This is a genomic window from Cupriavidus sp. BIS7, assembly GCF_000292345.1.
Lineage (GTDB): Bacteria > Pseudomonadota > Gammaproteobacteria > Burkholderiales > Burkholderiaceae > Cupriavidus.
This window is the reverse complement of record NZ_ALOU01000021.1, coordinates 64844-83557: the sequence shown is the minus strand read 5'-3', so window position 1 is coordinate 83557 and position 18714 is coordinate 64844. Positions and strand designations below refer to the sequence as shown.

Annotated in this window: 15 protein-coding genes; 5 read left to right on the top strand and 10 right to left on the bottom strand. The window is 65.5% G+C overall.

Annotation, left to right across the window (positions count from 1 at the left end; translation table 11 throughout):
• Window positions 1-75: 75 nt before the first annotated feature.
• Complete coding sequence (locus B552_RS0109000; protein ID WP_019448678.1) at window positions 76-2382, top strand: patatin-like phospholipase family protein; 2307 nt, start codon at window positions 76-78, stop codon at window positions 2380-2382.
• Between the two features lie 26 nt (window positions 2383-2408).
• Here B552_RS0109000 and B552_RS27350 read toward each other — a convergent pair whose 3' ends face one another.
• The 3 genes from B552_RS27350 to B552_RS0108985 all read right to left on the bottom strand — a co-directional run bounded on the left by B552_RS27350 (window position 2409) and on the right by B552_RS0108985 (window position 5334).
• Window positions 2409-3632 carry an alpha/beta fold hydrolase gene (locus B552_RS27350; protein WP_051003549.1) on the bottom strand — a complete coding sequence of 408 codons (1224 nt, stop codon included), beginning with the start codon at window positions 3630-3632 and terminating at the stop codon, window positions 2409-2411.
• Window positions 3629-4918 (bottom strand): MASE1 domain-containing protein, encoded by a 1290-nt coding sequence (locus B552_RS0108990; protein WP_026035472.1) that lies wholly within the window; start codon window positions 4916-4918, stop codon window positions 3629-3631. Before B552_RS0108990 ends, B552_RS27350 begins: the two co-directional genes overlap by 4 nt.
• A 131-nt stretch (window positions 4919-5049) precedes the next feature.
• Window positions 5050-5334, bottom strand: a complete 285-nt coding sequence (locus B552_RS0108985; RefSeq protein WP_019448675.1) for a winged helix-turn-helix domain-containing protein — start codon at window positions 5332-5334, stop codon at window positions 5050-5052.
• Window positions 5335-5575: 241 nt separating this feature from the next.
• Between B552_RS0108985 and B552_RS0108980 the strand changes: the two genes are divergently transcribed.
• Both B552_RS0108980 and B552_RS0108975 read left to right on the top strand, forming a co-directional pair.
• Window positions 5576-6820 carry an efflux RND transporter periplasmic adaptor subunit gene (locus B552_RS0108980; protein ID WP_157160217.1) on the top strand — a complete coding sequence of 415 codons (1245 nt, stop codon included), beginning with the start codon at window positions 5576-5578 and terminating at the stop codon, window positions 6818-6820.
• A 19-nt stretch (window positions 6821-6839) separates the two neighbouring features.
• Window positions 6840-10040 carry an efflux RND transporter permease subunit gene (locus tag B552_RS0108975; RefSeq protein WP_019448673.1) on the top strand — a complete coding sequence of 1067 codons (3201 nt, stop codon included), beginning with the start codon at window positions 6840-6842 and terminating at the stop codon, window positions 10038-10040.
• Window positions 10041-10074: 34 nt separating this feature from the next.
• Here the strand turns inward: B552_RS0108975 and B552_RS0108970 are convergent, their stop codons facing one another.
• Together B552_RS0108970 and B552_RS0108965 are read right to left on the bottom strand one after the other, a co-directional pair.
• Window positions 10075-10458, bottom strand: a complete 384-nt coding sequence (locus B552_RS0108970; protein WP_019448672.1) for a cupredoxin domain-containing protein — start codon at window positions 10456-10458, stop codon at window positions 10075-10077.
• Window positions 10455-11348, bottom strand: coding sequence for a metallophosphoesterase (locus tag B552_RS0108965; protein WP_019448671.1), 894 nt, complete (start codon window positions 11346-11348; stop codon window positions 10455-10457). The genes B552_RS0108970 and B552_RS0108965 overlap by 4 nt, the downstream gene beginning before the upstream one ends.
• 253 nt (window positions 11349-11601) lie before the next feature.
• On the opposite strand from B552_RS0108965, the gene B552_RS0108960 reads away from it, so the two are divergent.
• Both B552_RS0108960 and B552_RS0108955 read left to right on the top strand, forming a co-directional pair.
• Complete coding sequence (locus B552_RS0108960; protein ID WP_019448670.1) at window positions 11602-12213, top strand: RNA polymerase sigma factor; 612 nt, start codon at window positions 11602-11604, stop codon at window positions 12211-12213.
• Complete coding sequence (locus B552_RS0108955; RefSeq protein ID WP_019448669.1) at window positions 12200-13000, top strand: anti-sigma factor; 801 nt, start codon at window positions 12200-12202, stop codon at window positions 12998-13000. Before B552_RS0108960 ends, B552_RS0108955 begins: the two co-directional genes overlap by 14 nt.
• A gap of 58 nt (window positions 13001-13058) precedes the next feature.
• Here B552_RS0108955 and B552_RS0108950 read toward each other — a convergent pair whose 3' ends face one another.
• The 5 genes from B552_RS0108950 to B552_RS0108930 form a co-directional block, all read right to left on the bottom strand.
• The gene (locus B552_RS0108950) at window positions 13059-13400 is read right to left on the bottom strand and encodes a hypothetical protein (RefSeq protein ID WP_019448668.1); all 342 of its coding nucleotides are present in this window, start codon (window positions 13398-13400) and stop codon (window positions 13059-13061) included.
• Window positions 13397-14668: a DUF6402 family protein gene (locus B552_RS0108945; protein ID WP_237718178.1), complete on the bottom strand. Its 1272-nt coding sequence runs from the start codon at window positions 14666-14668 to the stop codon at window positions 13397-13399. The genes B552_RS0108950 and B552_RS0108945 overlap by 4 nt, the downstream gene beginning before the upstream one ends.
• Before the next feature lie 157 nt (window positions 14669-14825).
• The gene (locus B552_RS0108940) at window positions 14826-17087 is read right to left on the bottom strand and encodes a xanthine dehydrogenase family protein molybdopterin-binding subunit (RefSeq protein ID WP_019448666.1); all 2262 of its coding nucleotides are present in this window, start codon (window positions 17085-17087) and stop codon (window positions 14826-14828) included.
• 9 nt (window positions 17088-17096) lie between these two features.
• The gene (locus B552_RS0108935) at window positions 17097-17555 is read right to left on the bottom strand and encodes a (2Fe-2S)-binding protein (RefSeq protein ID WP_019448665.1); all 459 of its coding nucleotides are present in this window, start codon (window positions 17553-17555) and stop codon (window positions 17097-17099) included.
• A 159-nt stretch (window positions 17556-17714) separates the two neighbouring features.
• Window positions 17715-18593 carry a c-type cytochrome gene (locus B552_RS0108930; protein ID WP_019448664.1) on the bottom strand — a complete coding sequence of 293 codons (879 nt, stop codon included), beginning with the start codon at window positions 18591-18593 and terminating at the stop codon, window positions 17715-17717.
• Window positions 18594-18714 lie beyond the last annotated feature (121 nt).

The window sequence follows — 18714 nt, the reverse complement described above, 5'->3', positions numbered from 1 at the left end:
CAGGGGCGCCGCGACGCTTTTCCCGCATGCCCCCGCCTTGCGCTGTCGATCGTTCCCCCTCCCGGCAACACCGTCATGTCGAGACTCGCCCCCGGGCCGCGCCGCGCGCTGCTGCGCTGGCTGCCCCTGTTTTGCCTGCTGATGGCAGGCCTGCTTCAACAGGCATTTGCCGAGTGCAATGCAAGTCACACCTCCGCTGCCGATGCCAGCCGGCCTCGCATTGGTCTGGTGCTGTCCGGCGGCGGCGCGCGCGGCTACGCCCATATCGGCGTGCTCAAGGCGCTAGAACAATTGCATGTACCGATCGACTGCATCGCGGCGACCAGCATGGGGGCGGTCGTCGGTGGACTGTATGCGAGCGGGATTCCTGCGGACGAACTTGATACGCGGCTGTCGCAAACCAACCTGAGCGACATCGTTTTTGACCGCAACGAGCGCGCCCACCTGCCGCAGGCATTGCGCGAGGACAGCTTCCAGTATCCGATCGGCATCTCGGTCGGCTATGGCGATGGCAAGTTCAAACTGCCGGTCGGGCTGGTCCAGGGCAACAAGCTGCTGGCGCTGCTGCAGGACTGGACCACCGCGTGGCCGGGCGAGATCGACTTCAACAAGCTGCCGACTCCGTTCCGCACGATCGCCACCGACCTTGGCACCGGCGCGCCGGTAATCCTGGACAAGGGCTCGCTGCCGCGCGCCATCCGCGCCAGCGTGGCCGTGCCCGGGTTGTTTGCGCCATTCAAGGTAAATGGCCGTACGCTGGTGGACGGCGGCCTGGTCAGCAACCTGCCCGTGCAGATGGCACGCGACATGGGTGCCGACATTGTCATTGCGGTCAACGTGGCATCGCCGCTGGACGACCCCGCCGCGCTCGATTCGCCCGCAGCGGTCACCCAGCAGATGGTGACGATCCTGACCAACCAGAACCTTGCCGCCCAGAAGGCGCTGCTTGGCCCCCGCGACGTGCTGCTGGAACCCGATCTCGGCGACCTCGCGTTCACCGACTTCTCGCACGCGCGCCGTGGCGTGCAGCTTGGCTATACGGCGGCACAGGGCATTGCACCGAAGCTGGCGGCGCTGGCATTGCCGCCGGCCGAATGGGACCACTACCTCGCCGAACGCGCGACGCACAGCGCCAAGTTCGAACCGAAGCGCATCGACGCCATCGAGATCCACACCTCGGGCCGCATTCCGCCCAGCTATATCAAGCAGTACCTGGGCGCGCGCGAGGGCGATGCCTACGACGCCGAGGCGATCAACCGGGACCTCTCGCAACTCTCGACCACCGGCGATTTCGAAAGCGTGACGCAGGACGTGGTCACCGAGAACGGCCGCTCGGTGCTCAAGATCGACGCGCAGGAAAAATCCTGGGGCCCGCAGTTCCTGCTGTTCGGCTTCGGTATGTCGACCACGTTCGACGGCAAGGGCGCGTTCAACCTGCAACTGGGACACCGCTATCCGTGGCTGACGCAAAGCGGGCTGGAATGGCGCAATGACATCGTGCTGGGCAGCACCCAGGCGAAGTGGCACACGGAGCTGCGCCAGCCCGTGTTCGACCGCCTCGGCTTCTACATCGCGCCGTATCTCGAATACGGGCGCAAGCACGTGGACATCTATTCCGACACCAGCCCGAACCGCAACACCACGCCGATCACCGCCGTGCGCGTGGATACCGGCATCGCAGGCATCGACCTGGGCATGCCGCTGGGCCGTCTCGGCGAATTCCGGCTTGGCGCGAACTATCAGGAAGTGCGTTACCACTCGGACTTCATGCTGACCAGCACGCGGCGCAGCCTGTTCGACAACAACTATGTGAACCAGCCGGTGTTGCGCGCGCAGCTCACGATCGACCAGCTCGACGACCCGCTGTTCCCGCGCAAGGGCTACTACCTGTTCGCCATCAACCAGATGTCGTTCGGCGGCACCAACAACAGCTATGACGACGTGCACGCCAAGGCGCTATGGGCGGGCAGCATCGGCCGGCATACGCTGAACATCGCGGCGGAAGGCGCGGCCACCTACAACGATCACCGCTCCGATAACAGCGTCAGCGGCGGACTCGGCTTCACGCTGGGCGGCTTCCAGCATCTGTCCGCCTATGCGCAGGACCAGTTCTCGGGCAACTATCTGCTGTACGGCCGCCTGACCTACCTGAACGAGCTGCACGAGTTCGTGCTGCCTGGCCTGCGCACCACGGTGTTCGGCGCGAGCCTGGAGGCGGGCGACGTCTGGCTGGCGCGGCGCAATTTCGGCAGCGGCCCGTACAGGTCCAGCGCAAGCGTGTTTATCGGCGGCAACAGCGTGATTGGCCCGCTCTACTTCGGCTTTGCCGCGGCGCCGCAAGGCGTGTGGAACATCTACCTGCAGTTGGGCCGAGTCTTTTAATAAGCCGTTTCCAGAGAGTGACGCGCCTAGCCCGTCAGCCTGGCCAGCGCTTCGGCGCTGGCCGTGTCCGTATCCTGACGGTATTCGACCGCGCGGATGCGGCCATTGCGCAGTTGCAGCGTCTGCGTGCCGCGCGCCTGCAGCGGGTCGCCGTCGACCTGGAAGGACACGACGATATCGATCTCCACGGTCTGGCCGTCGATGCGCGGCGCACCGGCAACCTCGATGCGCACCGTGTCACCGGCCAGTTGCCCCGCGCGCTGGAACAGGCCGATCACGGCATCGCGATCGGCATACACGCCCGCCAGCGGGTGCTCGCCCAGATGCCGCCATTCGATGGCCGGGTCCAGCAGCGGATACACGGCCTCGAAATGCCCCGTGGTCAGCGCGGACAGGTATTCGCCCGTCAGTGCCGCAACGGCGTCCGCGGACATCGGCACTTCCACGGACCGGCGCGCACGAGGGCGCCCCGCGGAAGCCTCCAGTTCCAGGAAATCCAGCACGCTGGCCATGACCTGCTCGCGGTCGTTGTCGACGCAGACCATGTGGTAGCTGTTCTCCAGCACCACGCCCTGCACCTGCGGCACCGCGCCGAGCAGGAAGTCGTAGGAGCGCAGCGTCGTCAGTTCGTCCTCGCGTGCGTTGATGACCAGCGTCGGGCAGACCACGCGATGCGCGCTGTCCAGCACCCAGCGGCGCAGACGGTCCACCTGGCGAATGCATGCCAGCGGGACCCAGCGATAGTGGAAATTGTCGCCGCGCTCGAACTTGGCCTTGACGATCGCGCGCACGAGGTCGTTCTTGATGCCGAACGGCTCGTTCTCCTCCACCTTGATACGCGCCGGCAGCCCCGGCAGGTGGTAGACCAGATGTCGCAGCCAGCGGTAGGACGGCGTGGACCAGCCATCGATAAAGACGGGGGCCGCCAGCGCCACCAGCCGGCCCTTGCCGTGCTGGCGCAGCGCGCCCAGCTCCAGCGCGAGCAGCGCCCCCATGCACATGCCTACCACGTGGAACGTGTCGTACTGGTCCACCAGTTCGTCATAGGCCTTCGTCACCGTTTCGAGCCACTGCTCGGCCACCACGGGCAGCAGGTCCTCCGGCCCCCCGCCATGGCCGGGCAGCGTGACGGCGTGCGTCTCCACACCCGCGCGGCGCAGCACCTTGTGCATCGGCCCGAGGTCGTACTGGGTACCACCCAATCCGTGAATCAGCAGGGCTCCGGTACGTGGAGCCTGTTGCATTGTCATGCCGCGCGCCGCCCTTCCGTTTCGTGAGTGGCGATCACACGCCATGCGCCGGCAATCAGCGCGACCGAGTCGTCGCCATCAAGCAGCGGGCCGCTCATGTCGACGACCGTCGTCGTGGCGCCAGCCGGCAGCAGCAGCCTGAACGTCAGGTCGCCACGCGCCTCGCCATCGCATTCGCGCAGCCAGCGGCGGCGCACTTCCGCGCGATCGTCGGGGTGCACGCAGGCCAGCACATCGTCGAGCGTGGAGAACGCCGACTCTGGCATGCCCAGCGCGCTTTCCACGCTGCCGCACCAGCGCATGCGGCCGCTATGCGGATCGAGGTTGTAGACGAGCTGCGCGCTGGCGGCCAGCGCAAGCTCCACATCGTTCTGCCGCGTGGCGGCCTGCTCGTGAAGCTGTTCGCGCGCCGTGCGCAGCGTGCTGATCAGCAGCGTCAGCAGCGCGGCCACGGCCAGGTAGAGCTGTGCGATCAGCAGCGAGTCGCCATGGGCCAGCGCGGTCTCGGCAAACGGGCCGTCGCCCTGCGCCGTATTGACCAGCACAAGCACCGTCAGCAGCGCCACGGCGACCGAGCCGCCTCGCCCGCCCAGCAGCAGTGCGACGATGGCCACGAAGAACAGCGGGATATAGGTCAGCGCGTACGCCACGCCAAGCGAGAGCTGCGCCAGCCGCGTGCCGTCGAACACAACCGCGGCGGCCACCAGCACGCACGCCAGCGCGGCCAGGCCGAAGAAAAACTCGGCAGGGCGGCGTCCGCCGGAACGCGTGGCGCGAAAGCGCGCCCAGCCGGCAAACACCGGCGTAACGATCAGCACCCCGACAAAGTCGGCTGCCGTCCACACCTTGGCGGTGGCCCAGAACGGCACATCGAGGAACAACCAGAACCAGCCCGCGCCGAAAGCGGCCCCGCCGACGCTGGCGATCACGCCTGCCAGCAGCAGCCCGCGCAGGAACGCCAGGCCCTCCAGCGAGAACCGCGTCAGGTGGATCACCCACACGGCCAGCGCCGCAAAGCCGATTTCGTCGAGCGAGAAAAGCACCATGCGGAACGCGTCGCGCCCTTCCACCACGCCCAGCAGCATCTGGGCGGCCAGGAAGGCCAGCCCGAGCCCGAGCCAGCGCCGTACCGGGGCCAGCATGAAGGCGGCCATGGTCACGCCAGCGGGGAGCCACATATAGCCGGCTGCCGCAAACGGCCCATTGATCTGGTGCGAGATGTACCCCAGCACGAAGTACAAGATCGCCCAGAGCGGCAATGTGACGGCCCGGTTGGTTAGATTCACTGTGATGTTCCTGATACTTGCTTCTTGGCGGTCGCCATTGTTGAACGACAACGCACGGCAGACCGTTGACCGGCACGGCCAAAAGTGTGGCGATTTGTACACAGCGAGGCGGGCTGGCCTCGCCGGTGCAATCAGTTCAAGCCGCTATTGTCGACGTAATCGAGGGCTTCGCGCACAGACCGGCGTGCTTTCAGCACGTAGCAGACACGGCGGTCACGGATGGCCAGCGCCAGGATCTCGGCCTGCACCATCTCCTGGAAGTGATGCGTGGCGCGCCGCAGCGTCAGGCCGGCAAGCTCGGCCAGATCCACGGCCGGCAGGCCTTCCTCGCCTGCCTCCAGCAGAGCCCGGCAGATGGCGGCACGGGCGGGCACGGTCAGCAGTGCCATGGTCAGGGCGCTTTCCTGAGTCTCCATGTTGTCCCCTTTTCCTTACCCTCTCGTTGTTATGCAAGGCAGGCGCTTGCGGCCTTCCGCCTACCTTCTACGCTGCACATCGCGGCAGCGCAATAGGAGATTGGTTGGAGGCGGGCGCGCCGGCCGGATGCTTGACGCCGAAGACACATCGTGAGCCTGAAATAAACAGTAATAAGACGGTCGTATCACACATGGCGAGCGACGACTATGCTTGTCAAGTCAAGCGATCATTGTCATGCGCATGTCCGCATCTGCCCCACTTCGCCGGCGGCCGCTGGCCATCGCCCTCATCGTCGTCATTGTGCTCATCGCGGTCTGGCTGCTTGCCAGGCCGCTGGGGAAGCTGCTGTTCCCGCACCAGGCCGCCAAGCCCAATCCGGCCGTGGTGGTCACCACGGCCGTTGCGCAGGCTGAAGATGTCGATATTGGCCTGACCGGCGTCGGCACGGTCCAGGCCATGCAAACGGTGACGGTCAAGCCACGCGTGGACGGGCAGCTTGAGCGCGTTGGCTTTGTCGAAGGGCAGGACGTCAAGGAAGGCCAGGTGCTGGCGCAGATCGATCCGCGCACATTCCAGGCGCAACTGCAGCAGGCGCAGGCCACCAAGGCGCACGACGAGGCACTACTTGCCAATGCCCGGCTGGACCTGCAGCGCTACGAGGCACTGATGAAGGTCGATTCGACCACGCGCCAGACGCTCGATACCCAGCGCGCGCTGGTGAACCAGCTTATCGCCACCGTGCACAACGACGAAGCGCAGATCGCGCTGGACAAGGTGCAGCTTGATTTCACGACGATCACGGCGCCGTTGTCCGGCAGGGTTGGCGCGCGGCTGGTCGATCCCGGCAACATCGTCCATGCGGCGGACACCACGGGACTGGTCGTGATCCGGCAGATCGACCCGATCGATGTCGTCTTCACGCTGCCCGACGACGCGTTCGGCCGCATCAACCGCGCGATGCAGGCCAGCCAGGCGCCACTGGTCGTGTTTGCCAACGAGCGGGGCACGGATGTCGCGCTTGGGCGCGGCGGCCTGATCCTGCTGAACAACACAATCGACACCACCAGCGGCACGATTCAGCTCAAGGCGCGCTTCCCCAACCCGAAGCATCTGCTGTGGCCCGGACAGTACGTCAACGCCCGGCTTGTACTGGGCCAGCGCGCCCGCTCCGTGGTCATCCCGGCGTCCGCCGTGCAGCGTAACGATGCCGGCACCTATGTCTACGCGGTGCAGCCGAACCAGACCGTGAAGCTCCAGCCGATAGAAGTGGACGAACTGCAGGGCGCGCGCGCCGTGATCGCAAAGGGCGTGCAACCGGGCGAGCGCGTGGTGGCCGACGGCCAGTACAAGCTCCAGCCCGGCGCGCTGATCGCCGAAGCGCCCGCGCGGCCTGGCGCTGCCAGCGCACCTGCGGGAACGGCCAGCGCCGCAACCAGCGCCGCAACCAACGCCGCGCCCCGCGCCACGCCCATCGCGCGCCAGTGAGCATTCCGATGAGCCACTCATGAGTATCTCGGCCACCTTCATCAAGCGGCCGATCGGCACCTCGCTGCTGGCGCTCGCACTGCTGCTGGTCGGGCTGGCCGCCTGGCCGCTGCTGCCGATCGCCCCGCTGCCGCAGGTGGATTTCCCGACGATCCAGGTCACGGTCAACCTGCCCGGGGCCAACCCGGAGACGATGGCATCGAACGTGGCGCAGCCGCTGGAGCGGCAGTTCTCGCTGATTGCCGGGCTCACGCAGATGACGTCGACCAGCGCCCAGGGCACCACGCAGATCACGCTGCAGTTCGACCTGAACCGCAGCATCGACGCCGCCGCCGTGGACGTGCAGGCCGCCATCAACGCAGCAGGTGGCCAGCTTCCGTCCAACCTGCCCACGCCGCCAACGTTCCGCAAGATCAATCCGGCCGATGCGCCGATCCTGGTTTTGTCCGTGCAGTCGGAAGCGCTGCCGCTGACCACCGTCAACGACTTCGCCGACAACATCCTCGCGCAGCAGATCTCGCAGATCGCCGGCGTGGGACTGGTCAATATCGGCGGCCAGCAAAAGCCGGCCGTGCGCATCCAGGTGGACCCGGCCAAGCTGGCCGCAATGGGCCTGAGCCTGGAAGACATCCGCGGCGTGATTGCCGCGACCACGGTCAACCAGCCCACTGGCGCCACCGATGGATCGGCCAAGGCATTCAACGTCTACACCAACGACCAGCTCACGCGTGCCGCACCATGGAACGACATGGTGCTGGCCTGGCGCAACGGCGCGCCGGTGCGCGTGCGCGACGTCGGCATCGCCGTGGATGGCCCCGAGAACAACCGGCTGGCTGGCTGGGCATTCGCCGGCGCGGCCGCGCCGCCCGACAACACGTTCCACAATGGCCGCGCCATCATCCTGGCCGTGACCAAGCAGCCGGGCGCCAATGTGATCGCCACGGTCGAACGGATCAAGGCCGCCCTGCCCCGCCTGCAACTGTCGATTCCGGCCTCGGTCAACGTCAACGTGCTGGCGGACCGCACGCAGAACATCCGCGCATCGGAGGCCGACGTCGAGTTCACGCTGATCCTGACCATCATGCTGGTGGTCGCCATCATCTTCGTGTTCCTGCGCGACGTATGGGCCACGGTGATCCCGAGCGTGACCGTGCCGCTGGCGCTGCTGGGCACGGCGGGCGGCATGTACCTGCTGGGTTACAGCCGCGACAACCTGTCGCTGATGGCGCTGACCATCGCCGTCGGCTTCGTGGTGGACGACGCCATCGTGATGCTCGAAAACATCTATCGGCACGTGGAGGCCGGCATGTCGCCGCTGGACGCGGCGCTGCAGGGTGCCGGCGAGATTGCGTTCACGATCGTGTCGATCTCCGTCTCTCTGGTGGCCGTGTTCATCCCGCTGCTGCTGATGGGCGGCATCGTCGGCCGGCTGTTCCGCGAATTCGCGGTGACCGTGACGCTGACCATCGCGGTTTCGGTGATCGTCTCGCTGACGCTGACGCCGATGATGTGCGCACGGTTCCTGCAGCCGCACGATCCGGCCCATGCGCGGCACCACGGACGCATCTACCTGATGTTCGAACGCGGCTTCGACGCGATGCTCGACGCGTACCGCCGCGGGCTCGACCATGTGCTCGATCACCAGTTCCTGACGCTGTGCACGTTCATTCTGACCGTGGCCATCACGGTGGGCCTTTTCGTCGTCATCCCGAAAGGGTTCTTCCCGCAGCAGGACACGGGCTTTGTGTTCGGCACCGCGGAATCCGCGCAGGATGCCTCGTTCCGGTCGATGAATGCGCGCATGGTTGCGCTGGCCGACGTGGTGCGCGCCGACCCCGACATCGCTGCCGTCGGCATGACCGGCGGGCAGAACACGGTCAACACCGGCAATTTCTTCATTGCGCTGCGCCCGAAGGAGGAAGGCCGCACGGCCACCGCCGACGAGATCATCGCGCGGCTGCGGCCAAAGCTGGCCAGGGTGGAAGGCGCCAACCTGTTCCTGCAGGCCGGGCAGGATATCAACGTGGGCGGGCGGCTGTCGCGCACGCAATACCAGTACACGCTGACCGACGCCAATCTCGACGAACTCAATAGCTGGGCGCCGCGCATCCTCGAACGATTCCGCCAGTTGCCGCAACTGGCGGACGTGGCGTCCGACCAGCAGAACTCCGCGGCGGCGGCCGTGCTGACGATCGACCGCGCACGCGCGTCGAGCTTCGGCATCACGCCGGCACTGATCGATTCCACGATCTATGACGCGATTGGCCAGCGGCAGGTGGCCCAGTACTTCACGCAGATCAACAGCTACCACGTGGTGCTGGAAGCCACGCCGCAACTGCAGGACGACCCGCGACTGTTCGACAAGCTCTACCTGACCTCGCCAATCACCGGCGAGCAGGTGCCGCTGTCATCGTTCGTGAAAATCGACACCAACCGCACGGCCTACCTGTCGATCGGCCACCAGGGGCAATTCCCGGCCGTGACGATCTCGTTCAACCTCGCGCAGGGCGCGTCACTGGGCGATGCGGTGGAAGCCATCACCAAGGCGCTGGCAGGCATGGGCCGGCCGCGCACGCTGGGCGGCGCGTTCCAGGGCACCGCGCAGGCGTTCGGCGCTTCTCTGGCGTCGCAGCCGTACCTGATCGCCGCCGCGCTGATCGCCGTGTATATCGTGCTGGGCCTGCTGTACGAGAGCTATATCCACCCGCTGACGATCCTGTCGACGCTGCCGTCCGCCGGCGTCGGCGCGCTGCTGGTACTGATGCTGGGCGGCTACGACTTCACGGTGATCGCGCTGATCGGCATCATCCTGCTGATCGGCATCGTCAAGAAGAACGGCATCATGATGGTGGACTTCGCGCTCGTGGCCGAGCGCGAACGCGGCATGGCGCCGCGCGATGCGATCTACGAGGCGTGCCTGCTGCGCTTCCGCCCGATCATGATGACCACGATGTGCGCGCTGCTGGCGGGCCTGCCGCTGATGCTCGGGCACGGCGCCGGGTCCGAACTGCGCCGGCCGCTTGGCTACGCGATGGTTGGCGGGCTGGTGGTCTCGCAGATGCTGACACTGTTCAGCACGCCAGTGGTCTACCTGTACCTGGACCGCGCACACCACTGGTACGTGCGCCGCAAGGCCGCGCGCACGGGCCGCAAGCCGCCGCCCACGCATCGTCCCCCGCACGAGAAGACGCACGAGTACATGGGCGGCGAGGGAGAGTGAGGCTCCCCCCTGTAGCTCTCGCCGTTGGCTCCCGCTATGCGACTTCGATCAGACCGCTCATGTTCTCGTGGCCCGACCCGCAGAAGATGTCGCACAGGAAGCCGTAGCTGCCGGGCTTGCCGGCGGTCAGCGTCACCTTGACGGCCTGACCGGGCGGCAGGTCGGCGCGGACGTCGAAGTCGGGCGCCGAGAATCCCATCATCACGTCCTCGGCCGTGATGGCCAGCACAACCGTCTCCCCGGCCTTGAGCTTCAGGCGATCGGGTATGAACACAAAGCGCCGCGCGCGCATCGGGATCACGCGCGGCGCCGCCGCATCGCTCCGGCTCACCACTGACACGGCGGGCAGCACGGCTGCGGCCATCATCCAGGACAGCATCGTCCGGCGATTCATTGTGGTGGTAACCGTGGTGCTCATACCTTGCTCCCGGTGACAGTGACCTCGGCCAGTTTGAATCCTTCAGGCGACGGCGTGGCCGTTACCTGGCGCCAGCCAAGTCCCTTATACGGATGCTCGGCGTCCCACGGCACCGGCAGGCGCTTGGGCTGTGACCCGGCCGGGGGCAGCGGAAACATCAGCGATTGCGCCGCGTGGTGCGCGATGTGGCCGGTCATATGGTGATGCTCCTGGTGGATATGACCGTAGAACACGGTGACGTTCTTGTACGGCATCAGGATGTCCACGACCTGCGCGCCGTCACGCGTGGCCCAGTCCCATTGCGGATAGAGATCGAACAATGGCCGGTGCGTGAACACGACGATGCGTGCATCGCGCGGCTGCTTTGCCAGGTCGTCGGCCAGCCACTTGCGCTGCGCCTCGCCCACCATGCCCGCCGGATCGGACACGTTGTCGAGCACGATCGCGTGCAGGCCCTTGTGATCGAACGTGTAGTGCGTGGGCTGCCCGAACACCTCGCGGAACGCTTCGCCGGCATCGAGGCTGGCATCGTGTTCGCCCGGCATCAGGTGCACCGCCCCGGCGCGCAGCGGCGCGATGATGTCGCGCACCTCGCGCATGCGGCGGCGGCGCTCGGCCGGATCGTCGGTGGAATGCGTCAGGTCGCCCGTGAACATGATGAAATCGGGCTGGCTTGGCAATGCATTGACGGCGGCCACGGCCTTTGGCAGCGTGCCGCGCGCGTCCGGATTGGGCGGGCCCTCGAACCCCCAGTGCGAATCGGACAGTTGCACGAACACGAAATCCTCGTCGCGCCCCGCCGCCCAACCGGGAAGTGCCGATGCGACCACGGCGCCGCCCGCCGCGCCCGCCAGGCGCAGTATGTCGCGCCGACTCCAGTTTCCGTGCATGACAGCCTCCTTCGTTCTGTGGATGGTGACTGTCATACCGGGCGGCTCGGGGATTTATTCCCGGGGTTTCCGATTTTGATGCGCTGGCCCTCTGCCCAGCCCCACTCCCGCCGGGAGTGGGGAGAACCCCGTTGGCGTCGGACGGCGCCGGGAATAGAATCGCCCCAGCGCCGGTATAACGGGGGAGACGCACTCATGCCGCTGTGCCATTTCGTGCTGTGCCATTTCGATCAGCCGACACGCAAGGACTGACTTGGACGCCGCCAACACGCGCCGCCGCTTTGACGACCTGGTGCTGCCGCATCTGGACGCCGCCTATAACCTCGCCCGCTGGTTGTGCGGCAATCCGGGCGACGCCGATGACGTGGTGCAGGAAGCGTTCCTGCGCGCGTTCCGGCTGTTCGGGAGTTTCCGCGGCGACCAGCCGCGGCCCTGGCTGCTGGCCATCGTGCGCAATACGTGGTTCACCACGTGGCAGAAGCGCCGCGCGGCAGCCGAGACCGAGTACGACGAGGCCGCGCCGCAGGGAGACCTGCCCGACTGGCACGGCGCGCCCGGCGACCCGGAGCAGTGGCTGTTGCGCGAGGAAGACATGCGACTGGTGCATGCCGCGCTTGAACGGCTGCCGGTCGCGTTTCGGGAGGTACTGGTGTTGCGTGAACTGGAGGAACTGCACTACCGCGACATCGCTCGCATCGCCGACATTCCGGTCGGCACGGTGATGTCACGGCTGGCGCGCGGCAGGCGCATGCTGGCCGCCGCCGTGGTGGCCGTGCGCGACGAGGGTGTTGTGCGCAGTGCCGTCAGCGCCGCATCGGCCGACATCGTCCAACCCGCAGGAGGTCCCCGCCATGGACTGCAATGACGCCCGCAACCTGCTGCAGGCCTGCGCCGATGGCGAAGTCGGCGCGGCTGACAGCGTGCGCCTGGAGCGCCACCTCGAAGACTGCGAGCGCTGCGTGGAAAGCCTGAGCAACCTGCAGGCGCTGCGCGCAGCCACCCGGCATGGCGCGACGTATCACCGCGCGCCCGCCGAACTGCGCGCACGCATCATGGCAGCACTACCGGCCCCTGCCGACCCCGGTTTCTCCAACTCCGGCGCAGCGGAAGCGGCAGGCTGGCGCCGCTGGTTCACATGGTCGCCGGCGGCCAACGCGGCGCTGGCCGCCGTCACGATGGCGGCGGTGGGACTGAGCCTGTTCCAGTACAACGGGCAGCCGTCGCAGGGCGACCTGACGGCCAATGCAATCGTGGCCAGCCATGTACGCGGCCTGATCTCAAATCGCGCGATCGATGTCGTGTCCTCGGACCGGCACACGGTCAAGCCCTGGTTCAACGGCCGCATCGACTACGCGCCCGACGTGCGTGACCTTGGGGCGGCCGGCTTCCCGCTGGTCGGCGGACGGCTCGACTACGTCGACGGACAGCGCGTGGCCGTCATCGTCTATCGGCGCAACCAGCACCCGATCGACGTGTTCGTGATACCGGGCAACAACTCGGGCAAGCTGGGGGAAGCGGAACGCCAGGGCTACCAACTGGAAAGCTGGGAAGCACACGGCATGCACTACTGGGCCGTGACCGACGCGTCAGCCGGCGACCTGCGGATGTTCGTGCAGGCGTGGAGAAATGCTGAGGGGGGTGTGGAGCGGTAGGACGAGCGATCTGGGCGGATTTTGCACTCGGCTGTGTCGCCGCAACTGCTTGCTTACCTCAAGGCAGCTTTGCCCGCAGGCGGTCTAGCCATGTCGGCGGGAGCCGAACATACTCCCCGTCGTCGCCGTTGCTGTAGTAGACGATGTCATCCCCCCAAACAATCCGATTCTCGAACGCGTTGAAGAAGAACCGTTCAGCTATTTTCTGGCCCGTTGATATGTCGTAGAGACGAAACAACGTGCTATCGCGCAGCGCCATATAGCAAACTTCACCAATGTATCCTCCCTCCGCTTCGCGCTCGCAATCATAGGCACCGGCACGATACATGGCAGCGCAGCCGTAGACCGTGGCGAACATCACGGCCAGTAGAATCGCTAGCTTCTTGTAGAACTTCATCATCGATCAACCTCGATCACAATAGGCTCCCTGTACCCGAAGTAGGAGCGATATCGATTTGAGTACAGCACAAGGTCGCCACCCTGCCCGTGCTTCAGTTGCCATTCCCGATAGTCGAGATTTCGCACGGTGTAGAAGACATTGTCCTTGGTGATCTTTGCATTTCGCGCGACGTGCGGCATATGCGCTTTCGAGACTTCTCCGAGCATCGCGTATGAGGGAACGACAATCAGCCCATACTCATTCCAGTTGCCCAGATACTGACTACCAGCCGAGGAGGCGGTGCCGTCCTTGCGATCGTGGAAGGTGAACACATCGCGGACGTAGTAGTTGACCTCGAATATCTTCAGTTGCCCATTGCAATAGGAGAACTTGCTCAGGGCAGCATTGAATGTGAACGCACCTAGCGCCCCGTACAGATCGTCCATCAGTATCGGTGTCGCCGCCCCTGCGGCTAACAGCAAGCCCTTGCTGACCCAGTCGTCGTCAACGCGAACCAGTTGATACTGGTACTCGTGATGGTATTTCTGCCAGTCGCCTTCGCAGCGCTCCCACGCATCGATCACGTATGGAGAAGATTTCCACTTGCGTGCCATGCGCTTCAAGGTATCGATCGCCCGGCGGTTAAATAGCTTCTCATTTAGCAGTTCATCCAGCCTGGCCTTGGCACGTGGGAACTTGAGTACCCAGTCCATCTTGATCGTCGTTGTATCGATCATGCTGGGCTGGAACTGCTGTCCGTTCTGATTGATACCGATCCGGGCGCCATCATCCGTATTCGCGTAGTTCAGTTCCCCGGCGAACCACTTGCGCTGAATCTTCGCCGCCACGGACCAGCCCAGGCGGTCCATGGCCTTGGGAACGTCTTGCAAGTCAAATGGCGGTAGACGGTGACGGGTGACGATGGGCGGAAGACCGCGATGCAATACAGGTGTTGGAGCAGATCCGGTCGCTGGCGGGCTGTTAACCCAGTCATTGAACTTTGAGGCAGCTTCTATCAGGCAGACCAGTAGCGGCTTGGGCGGTTCCTTGGGCTTTGGTGGCTCTTTGGGCTTGGGCGGGGGCGGTGGCTGATCCCGTAGCGGCGGAGCCGCTCGGTCCATGGATAGTGCAAACTCATTCGCATCCACGGCAGTGCATGCATTGCCCTTCAGCCGCCATAGCGAACTGATCAGGAATCTTTCCAGGTAAGGGAACTGCTGCTCTGAGTTGCTCATTTTTTCGCACTTTGCCAAAAACGATTTCTCGCTTTTAGCAAAGAGGCTCAGCAACTCAAATAGTAAAAATCTGAAATCCTTTCAGAGCGCGGCATTGGGTGAGGGCATCGCGGTTCAAGTTACGACTGCCGCATCCTGAGCCGCTGGCCCTCTCCCCCTGCCCCTCTCCCGCGCGCGGGAGAGGGGAGCAAACCCCAGGTGTTGAGACGCCTTAGGTCAACACAAACGGCATCTGCCGCTGGCGCTTGCCGGTCAGGCGGAACAGCGCGTTGGCGATGGCCGGGGAGATTGCCGGGACGCCCGGTTCGCCGAGGCCGGTTGGGTTGTCGTTCGATGGCACGAAGAACACGTCCACCACCGGCGCATCGGGCATGCGCGGCGGCGGATAGTCGGGGAAGTTGCTGTTCTTCACCACGCCGTTCTCGATCTCGATCGCAAATCCGGGCTTGGTCATCGACAGGCCGAACACGCAGCCGCCCTGGATCTGGGCTTCCGCGGTCAGCGGATTGACCACGCGGTTGGCGTGCACGCCGGCCGTGACGTGGTGCACCTTCGGCTGACCCTTTTCGATCGACACGTCGACGACGTACGCCACGACCGAGCCGAACGACTCGTGCACGGCCACGCCCCACGCATGCCCCTTCGGCAGTTTCTTCTTGCCGTAGCCGGACTTGTCCACGGCAAGCTGCAGTGCTGCGCGATGGCGCGCGTGCGCCTTTTCGTCGAGCCGCGCCATGCGCCATGCCACGGGATCCTGCTTCGCGGCGGTGGCCATCTCGTCGGCCAGTGTTTCCTTGACGAAAGCTGTGTGCGTGTTGCCTACGGAACGCCACCAGAGCACCGGCACGTCGATCTTAGGTGCGTGCACGCTCAGTTGCAGCGGCAGGCCGTAGTCGTTCTCGGCGATACCTTCGACCATCGTCGCATCGATGCCGTTCTTGACCATCATCGGCTCGAACGGCGTGCCGGCAAGGATCGACTGGCCGACGATCGTGTGCTGCCAGCCCACCACCTTGCCCTGCGCATCCAACCCGATACGCGCGCGGTGCACATGCAGCGGACGGTAGTAGCCGCCCTTGATGTCGTCCTCGCGGCTCCACATCACCTTGAGCGGTTCGGTGTGGCCGTTGGCGATCCAGCTGCGCATCACGTTGGCCGACTCCACGAGGTAATCGGAAGTCGGCACGGCACGGCGCCCGAAGCCGCCGCCAGCCATCATCGTGTTCAGCGTGACCTTGTCCGGCGTCAGGCCGAGCGTGCGCGCCATCGCGGCCTGGTCGATGGTCTGGAACTGCGAGCCCACCCACACCTTGAGCGCCGTGGGCTTGTTGCCCGCGATCTCGGCCTGCATCGTGCAGTTCAGTGGCTCCATCGGTGCATGGGCCAGGTACGGCACGCGATACTCGGCCTCGATCACCTTTGCGGCGCCCGACAGCGCCGTGTCGATATTGCCGCCGCCGTCCAGTGGCCTGGCCACCGTGCCCGGCTGCGTGGCCAGCTTGCTGTACTCGTCGAACAGCGCGGCGGTGCTTACCTTTGAGCCCGTGTCTTCCCAGACGATTTCCAGCGCTTCGCGCGCGGTCTTGGCAGGCCAGTAGCCGTCGGCCACCACGGCCACGCCCGTGCCGCCGCGATCCACGGGCACGAGGAAGACATCGGCCACGCCCTTGACCTTGCGTGCCTTGTCGGCGTTGAACGACTTGACCTTGCCGCCGAAGCGCGGCGGATGCGCTACCACGGCCACCTTCATGTCCTTTAACTTCACGTCGAGGCCGAACACGGCATCGCCATGGAGCTTCGAGGCGGCGTCAAGGCGCGGCGTCGGCTTGCCGACGATGCGGAATTGCGACGGGTCCTTCAGCTTGACCTGCGCGGGCACCGGCAGCGCCATCGCGGCCTGCGCGAGTTCGCCATAGGTTGCACGGTTGGTGCCAGAACTCACCACGCCGAGCGACGTCGTGCAGCTTGCCGGGTCCACCTTCCACTGTTGCGCGGCTGCGGAAATCAGCATTGCCCGCGCCCGTGCGCCCAGCTCGCGGTACTGTTCGAACGAGTGATTGACTGCCGTGGAGCCGCCTGTCATCTGAATGCCGAACATCGGGTCCTTGTACGGATCGCCCGCTGGCGCCAGCATCGCGCGCACGTTCTTCCAGTCGACGTCGAGTTCTTCGGCCAGCGCCATCGGCAATGCCGTGTGCACGCCTTGGCCGAATTCAAGCCGGTTCACGGCAACCGTCACCGTGTTGTCCGGCGCGATCTGCAGGAACGCCTGCGGAGGCGAAGCCGGCTTGGCCGCGCCCTGCCCCTGGGCCTCTGCCGTTTCCACGACACTGCCGATGCCAAGCGCAAGCCCGCCACCGGCCATGCCGGTCAGCTTCAGGAAGCTGCGGCGTGTCAGCGGTGCAACCGCATCCGGCTTCCCGGCCTGCGCACCATTGCCGCCTGCGAGCGCTTCAATGCCACGAATTCGCATGATGGCTCCTCAGGCGATGGCGCGCGCGGCTTCCTTGATTGCCGCGCGAATCCGTTGATAGGTGCCGCAGCGGCAAACATTGCCAGCCATGGCCTGGTCGATATCGGCGTCGGTCGGGCGCGGCTTGGTGCGCAGCAGACCCACTGCGCTCATTACCTGGCCGTTTTGGCAATAGCCGCATTGCGCGACGTCGTGCTTGATCCAGGCCGCCAGCACGGCGCGGCCGACCTTGTCGTCGCCCACGCCTTCAATGGTGGTGATCTTGCTGCCGGCCGTGCCGGAGATCGGCATCACGCAGCTACGCGTGGCCTGGCCGTTGATATGTACCGTGCAGGCGCCACAAGAGGCCATGCCGCAACCGAACTTGGTGCCGGTCATGCCGAGGTTGTCGCGCAGTGCCCACAGCAGCGGCGTGGACGGATCGGCGTCCACGTCCACGGTCTTGCCGTTGATGGTGAGGGAAGTCATCGGGGGATACTCCTGGGGTGCGTTGCCCATTCAGTTGTTCATCCTGCCGCCGGGAGGATGACAAATTCCTGGCCACCCCGGCGGACCCGACGAGGATAGTGCAAATAGAAAAAATCTGCGCAGCGCCGCTCACATTCCACGCGCGCACCGAAACGGGGATTATTTCGCGGCGAGGAACGAATACAGGGCATTGAGATCGGTATCGTTCATCTTCGCGAACGCACCGAACGGCATCACGCGGCTTACCTCCGTCCCATCGGGACGCTTGCCGCTGCGCATCATGGCCACGAACTGGTCGGCCTGCGGATATTTCTTCATCACGCCAGAAGGTCGAAGGTCAGCGGCGGGTGGCCAGTCAGGCGGCGCGCCGGGAATATCGCCGCCGCGCAGGGTCGCGCCGTGGCAACCCTTGCAGGAATTGGCGACATAGGCGCCGTACTGCGCGTTGACGGCTGCGGCGATTGCCGGCGACGGCGGCAATGTGTGGTCGATCTTCTCGGCAGCGTCCTTGATGACGCCGGCGCCGTACAGGCCCTGGAGGAACCACGGCAGGTGCAGGTCGGCAGCCTTGCCTTCACCGGGCGGCAGGCTGCGGACATAGGCGACCAGCGCCGCGAAATCGTCATTGGAAAGCCGGTTGTAGTCCTCGCTCGGCATCACCAGCAGCGGGCGGCCGGAGGGCGCCACGCCGTGACGAATCGTCCGGTCCCAATCCTGCGGCTGGTACTTGTCGATGGCGAGGTTGCCGCGCGTGATATCGGGGGCGCGCACGCGGAAGCCGTTCGCTTCGTCAAACACCTGTTTGCCGGTGCCCGCTGCGCCATGGCAATCCATGCAGCCGCGCGACTCGTACAAATACTTGCCGTGGGCGATGGCCGTGGCATCGGCCGGGAAGGTCACGGGCTGCACGGCCACGTCGACCTTGCGTTCGAGCTTGCGCCCGCCCCACCAGTACGTACTGCCGACGGCAACCACCACGAACACCGTGAAAGAGATCGCTGCCGAACTGGCAATCCGAAAGAAGCGTTTGACGTTCATCGGTACCCCCTCTGACCATGCCTGAAGCCGCCGGGCTGATTGGAGCGGCTGCCTGTTGGATGTTCTGTGCGGGATGGTACATACGAAGGAGGCGCGTGCACAGGGGGCTAAAACGCCCATC

Excerpts from the sequence above, each read along its gene's own strand:
- B552_RS0108955 (WP_019448669.1), top strand. The coding sequence starts at position 12,200 with ATGGACTGCAATGACGCCCGCAACCTGCTGCAGGCCTGCGCCGATGGC.
- B552_RS0108940 (WP_019448666.1), bottom strand. The coding sequence starts at position 17,087 with ATGCGAATTCGTGGCATTGAAGCGCTCGCAGGCGGCAATGGTGCGCAG.
- B552_RS0108980 (WP_157160217.1), top strand. The coding sequence starts at position 5,576 with ATGTCCGCATCTGCCCCACTTCGCCGGCGGCCGCTGGCCATCGCCCTC.
- B552_RS0109000 (WP_019448678.1), top strand. The coding sequence starts at position 76 with ATGTCGAGACTCGCCCCCGGGCCGCGCCGCGCGCTGCTGCGCTGGCTG.
- B552_RS27350 (WP_051003549.1), bottom strand. The coding sequence starts at position 3,632 with ATGACAATGCAACAGGCTCCACGTACCGGAGCCCTGCTGATTCACGGA.
- B552_RS0108950 (WP_019448668.1), bottom strand. The coding sequence starts at position 13,400 with ATGATGAAGTTCTACAAGAAGCTAGCGATTCTACTGGCCGTGATGTTC.
- B552_RS0108985 (WP_019448675.1), bottom strand. The coding sequence starts at position 5,334 with ATGGAGACTCAGGAAAGCGCCCTGACCATGGCACTGCTGACCGTGCCC.
- B552_RS0108930 (WP_019448664.1), bottom strand. The coding sequence starts at position 18,593 with ATGAACGTCAAACGCTTCTTTCGGATTGCCAGTTCGGCAGCGATCTCT.
- B552_RS0108975 (WP_019448673.1), top strand. The coding sequence starts at position 6,840 with ATGAGTATCTCGGCCACCTTCATCAAGCGGCCGATCGGCACCTCGCTG.
- B552_RS0108935 (WP_019448665.1), bottom strand. The coding sequence starts at position 17,555 with ATGACTTCCCTCACCATCAACGGCAAGACCGTGGACGTGGACGCCGAT.
- B552_RS0108970 (WP_019448672.1), bottom strand. The coding sequence starts at position 10,458 with ATGAGCACCACGGTTACCACCACAATGAATCGCCGGACGATGCTGTCC.
- B552_RS0108965 (WP_019448671.1), bottom strand. The coding sequence starts at position 11,348 with ATGCACGGAAACTGGAGTCGGCGCGACATACTGCGCCTGGCGGGCGCG.